Source organism: Streptomyces spongiae (genome assembly GCF_009377185.1).
In the GTDB taxonomy this organism is placed as follows: domain Bacteria; phylum Actinomycetota; class Actinomycetes; order Streptomycetales; family Streptomycetaceae; genus Streptomyces; species Streptomyces spongiae.
Genome location: NZ_VJZC01000741.1, coordinates 1 through 4,263 on the forward strand (window position 1 = coordinate 1; position 4,263 = coordinate 4,263).

The 4,263-nt window shown below is 71.3% G+C and carries 3 protein-coding genes and 1 pseudogene; 1 reads left to right on the top strand and 3 read right to left on the bottom strand.

The window, feature by feature from the left end; translation table 11 throughout:
• Window positions 1-258: 258 nt before the first annotated feature.
• A complete protein-coding gene (locus FNH08_RS45770; protein WP_322726514.1) occupies window positions 259-810 on the bottom strand; it encodes an EamA/RhaT family transporter in 552 nt (183 codons plus the stop codon).
• A 71-nt stretch (window positions 811-881) separates the two neighbouring features.
• A complete protein-coding gene (locus FNH08_RS45775; RefSeq protein WP_152777569.1) occupies window positions 882-1,226 on the bottom strand; it encodes an SH3 domain-containing protein in 345 nt (114 codons plus the stop codon).
• Between the two features lie 181 nt (window positions 1,227-1,407).
• Between FNH08_RS45775 and FNH08_RS45780 the strand changes: the two genes are divergently transcribed.
• Window positions 1,408-3,702: a serine/threonine-protein kinase gene (locus FNH08_RS45780; protein WP_152777571.1), complete on the top strand. Its 2,295-nt coding sequence runs from the start codon at window positions 1,408-1,410 to the stop codon at window positions 3,700-3,702.
• Window positions 3,703-3,763: 61 nt separating this feature from the next.
• On the opposite strand, the pseudogene FNH08_RS45785 reads toward FNH08_RS45780, so the two are convergent.
• Window positions 3,764-4,263 (bottom strand): annotated as a pseudogene (locus FNH08_RS45785) (dihydroxy-acid dehydratase); the annotation flags it as partial.

Genomic DNA, 4,263 nt, shown 5'->3' on the forward strand with positions numbered 1-4,263 from the left:
GGTTGGGGGTGGCTGGTCGCGCAGTTCCCCGCGCCCCTAAAGGCCGTGTCGTTGCCCGCGCTTCTAAGGAACCGGGCAGTTCCCCCGCTCCCTGAAAGCCGTGCGGTTCCCGGCGCTCCTAAGAAACCGTGTGGTTCCCGGCGTCCCTAAGAAACCGCGCAGTTCCCCGCGCCCCTAAGAAACAGTGTGGTTCCCCGCGCCCCTAAGCGACCGTGCGGTTCCCGGCGCTCCTAAGCGACCGTGCGGTTCCCGGTGCCCCTAAGAAACCGTGCGGTTCCCGTGGCCCGTTTGGTCTGGCTGGCTCGTTCTCGGCTGGCCCCGGCGCCGTCGGGATGGGTTGCCTGTGCGGCGGGATGTGCGGCGGGCGTGTTGGGTGCGGGCCTTCTCGTATTCCTCGCGGTGGAGCTTTTCGCCGGGGGCCTCGGTGAGGGAGCGGAAGAAGTAGGCGAGGAGCGAGCCGACGAAACCGATGGCCATGAGGCCCCGCAGGGATGCCTGGCGGTCGGGGTCGGGGCGCTTGGTGAACGCGCCCCAGGTGTGGCCGAAGGCCAGTGCGCTGCACGCCGCGAACATCACCACGATCATGAGGCTGACCAGGCCGCCCACCGCGGCGATCTGCAGGCCCTGGTAGGCCATCCGCAGGACCACGCAGGCCACCGCGGCCGTCGCGAGCGAGCCGGCGGACACCGCCACGCGGCGGGCCCGGTAGCCGTCGTCGTGGTTCAGCCAGGTCGTTCCGAAGAAACGGATGGGCTCGGGGCGCGGGCCCTTGCTGCCGTTGGCCGGTATGTCGCTCTGCTCGTCGCTCACGTGGCAATTATGGCCGTGCCCGCTCGTGCTGTGCGGGCACGGCCGGCTCTCAGTGCGTGAGCCTCATGGCCTCACGAGCAGCGCGGTGCCACGTAGCCGTCGCTGCCCGTGAACACGTACGCGTCCGAGATGTAGTCGCCGTCGGCGATGTTGTCCCAGAGGTTCGTCGTGCCGTACGGGCCGCTGATCGTCTGGCCGGGCCGCTGGCAGTAGATCGGGACCCGGGCGCCCTCGGACAGGACGCGGACGATGCTGTAGTTGGTGCCCGGGCCGCTGCGGACGTTGAGACGGACGCCCGGTGCGACCGAGTAGTAGCGAACTGCCGTTGTCACGGAGGCCGTCGTGACCGCCTCCGCGTCGTCTCTGTCGGCTCTGTCGGCTCTTTCCTCTGTCTCCTGGACACGGTCGACTGACATGAAACCCTCCCCCGTTTTGACCCCATGAACGGCATGGGGTCCCGATGATTCCCCTAAATCAGGCCACGCACACATGTGCGCGATTCGCACGCCGAGGCTAGCAAGCCGCCTCTGTCCCGCACGAGTCATCGACTAGGCTCCGTGCGTCGCGCGTACGGACGAGCAGCCCGGGGGTGGGTCCATGGCGCCACAGCCCAACGCCGGAGCGGGCGCGGAAGCGGAACTTCCCGAGTACGCCGGTCACTACCGTCTGGAGTCCCGTCTGGGCTCAGGCGGCATGGGCGTCGTCCATCTGGCCAGCTCGACCTCGGGGTTGCGGCTGGCGGTCAAGGTGGTGCACGCCGAGTTCGCCAAGGACCCCGAGTTCCGGGGGCGGTTCCGGCAGGAGGTCGGGGCCGCGCGGAGGGTGAGCGGTGCCTTCACCGCGCCCGTCGTCGACGCCGATCCGGAGGCCGAGCGCCCTTGGATGGCCACCCTCTTCATTCCCGGGCCCACGCTCGCGGACCATGTGAAGCGGAACGGCCCGATGGCTCCGGCCCAGCTGCGCCGGCTCATGGCCGGGCTGGCGGAGGCGCTGCGTGACATCCATCGTGTCGGGGTGGTCCACCGGGACCTCAAGCCCAGCAACGTCCTGCTCGCCGAGGACGGTCCCAAGGTCATCGACTTCGGCATCTCCAGGCCAAAGGACAGCGAACTGCGGACCGAGACCGGGAAGTTGATCGGTACTCCGCCGTTCATGGCGCCCGAGCAGTTCCGCCGCCCGAGGGAGGTCGGGCCCGCGGCCGACATCTTCGCGCTGGGCTCGGTGATGGTGCACGCGTCGACGGGGCGCGGGCCGTTCGACTCCGACAGCCCGTACGTGGTCGCGTACCAGGTCGTGCATGACGAGCCGGACCTGACCGGTGTGCCGGAGAACCTCGCTCCGCTGGTCCTGCGTTGTCTCGCCAAGGAGCCCGAGGACCGGCCCACGCCGGACGAGTTGATGCGCGGGCTGCGGTCCGTGGCCGCCTTGTACGACACCCAGTCGTTCGTCCCTGCCCAGCCGGCAGACCCCGCGGTTCTGCCGGTGGACCCTGCGGTTCTGCCGGTGGATCCTGGGGGCCTGCCGGTGGATCCCGGGGGCCTGCCGGTGGATCCCGGGGGCCTGCCGGTGGATCCCGGGGGCCTGGCGGTGGATCCCGCCGTCCAGCAAGCCGATGCCGCGGACGCCGGCGGTGATGCCTCGAAGCCGCGCGGCGACTCCCCGGAGGGGCTGCCGGGAGCGGCCGAGGAGTTGGCCACGCCTCGTCTCCGCAGGCGGGTGTTCCTCGCCACGGGGGCCGTGGTCCTCACCGTTGGTGCGGCGCTCGGCTCGGTTCAGCTGCTCGGTGGAAGTGGCGGTGCCGCCGAGTCGAAGGACGAGCCCTCTCGGTCCGCGTCCGCGGCTGTGCGGCCGTGGGACACGAAGCCCGCGTCCGCCAACGGCGACTCCGCAGGTGCGAGTACGCCTCAGTGCTCGTACGGAGCGGGGAAGTTGCTCTGCGCGCAGCCGGGGCTGGTCTCCGCCCTCGACCCGGCCGACGGCAGCGTGCTGTGGCGGCGCTCCCTCGGCACGGGGGACGTGGCCTTGCCGCCCGTCGTGTCGGGCGGGCTGGTGCTCGTGCTGGCGGACGCGAGCCGGCGGCTGGAGGCGCTCGACCCCGCCTCGGGCAGGACACGGTGGAAACAGGACGTGTCCGCGTACAACGAGCCGCGTTTCGCGGGCGGCATGGTCCTGCTGAGTTCCGCCGACGGCACGGTCACCGCGCTGGACGGCGCGAGCGGCACGAGGAAGTGGAGGCACCCGATACCGGGCCACAGCGAGGCGTTCTTCACCTCGTTCGCCGGGGATCGCCTGGCCTACATGGCGAGCGCGGCCGATGACGGGTCGAGCACCCGGGTCACCGCGGTGGATCCCGTCACGGGTGACGTGCGGTGGGACGCGCGGCTCAAGGGCTCCCTGCAGCCCGTCGGCAGCGAGGGCGGGCGCGTCTTCTTCGCCGCCGTGGACAACGTGTACGGGGCCACCGTCGCCGTCGTCCGCTACGACCCGGAGACCAGGGCGTCGCGCCGGGTGACCCTGCCGGTGCGGCTCGACCAGACCGATGCCATCGTGCGCGGCGACCAGGTGTTCCTCCTGGCCGCCGGTGGCTCGCTGGTGGCCGTCGACATGGACGCGCGGAAGCAGCGGTGGCGTCTGGAGACGTCCGTGACCCGCGGTTCCACGCCCGTCGTCGACGGGCGGCGCCTGTACTTCACGGCGCCCGACGGACGGCTGCTCGCCGTGGACGCCGGTACGGGCAGGCTGCTCGGGCAGACATCGCCGCGGCTCGGCACGCACTCCGACCGGGTGTCGGGCGCGCTGCCCGAGCCCGTGGCCGTCGGCGGCCTGGTCTGCACGGGAGCACCCGACGGAACCGTGTTCGCGGTGGACCGGGACAGCCCCGCGGACTGGTGACGTGCGGCTGGTGACATGTGTGGGGGCCGCTCCCAAGGGAACGGCCCCCGTGTACGGCGTCTCAGCCCAGCATCGTCACGTCCCGCACCGCGCCCTTGTCGGCGCTCGTGGCCATCGCGGCGTAGGCGCGGAGGGCGGCGGAGACCTTGCGGTCGCGGTTCTTGGGGACGTACGCGCCGTTCAGGGCCTGCTCGCGGCGGGACAGTTCGGTGTCGTCCACGAGGAGCTCGATCGTGCGGTTCGGGATGTCGATGCGGATGCGGTCGCCGTCCTCGACGAGCGCGATCGTGCCGCCGGACGCCGCCTCCGGGGAGGCGTGGCCGATGGACAGGCCCGAGGTGCCGCCGGAGAAGCGGCCGTCCGTGATCAGGGCGCACGCCTTGCCGAGGCCGCGGCCCTTCAGGTACGAGGTCGGGTAGAGCATCTCCTGCATACCGGGGCCGCCCTTGGGGCCCTCGTAGCGGATGACGACGACGTCGCCCTCCTTGATCTGCTTCAGCAGGATCTTCTCGACGGCCTCCTCCTGCGACTCGCAGACCACGGCCGGGCCCTCGAACGTCC

What these genes read in the sequence shown, in the direction of transcription:
- FNH08_RS45780 (WP_152777571.1), top strand. Translation starts at nt 1,408, where the DNA reads ATGGCGCCACAGCCCAACGCCGGAGCGGGCGCGGAAGCGGAACTTCCC.
- FNH08_RS45775 (WP_152777569.1), bottom strand. Translation starts at nt 1,226, where the DNA reads ATGTCAGTCGACCGTGTCCAGGAGACAGAGGAAAGAGCCGACAGAGCC.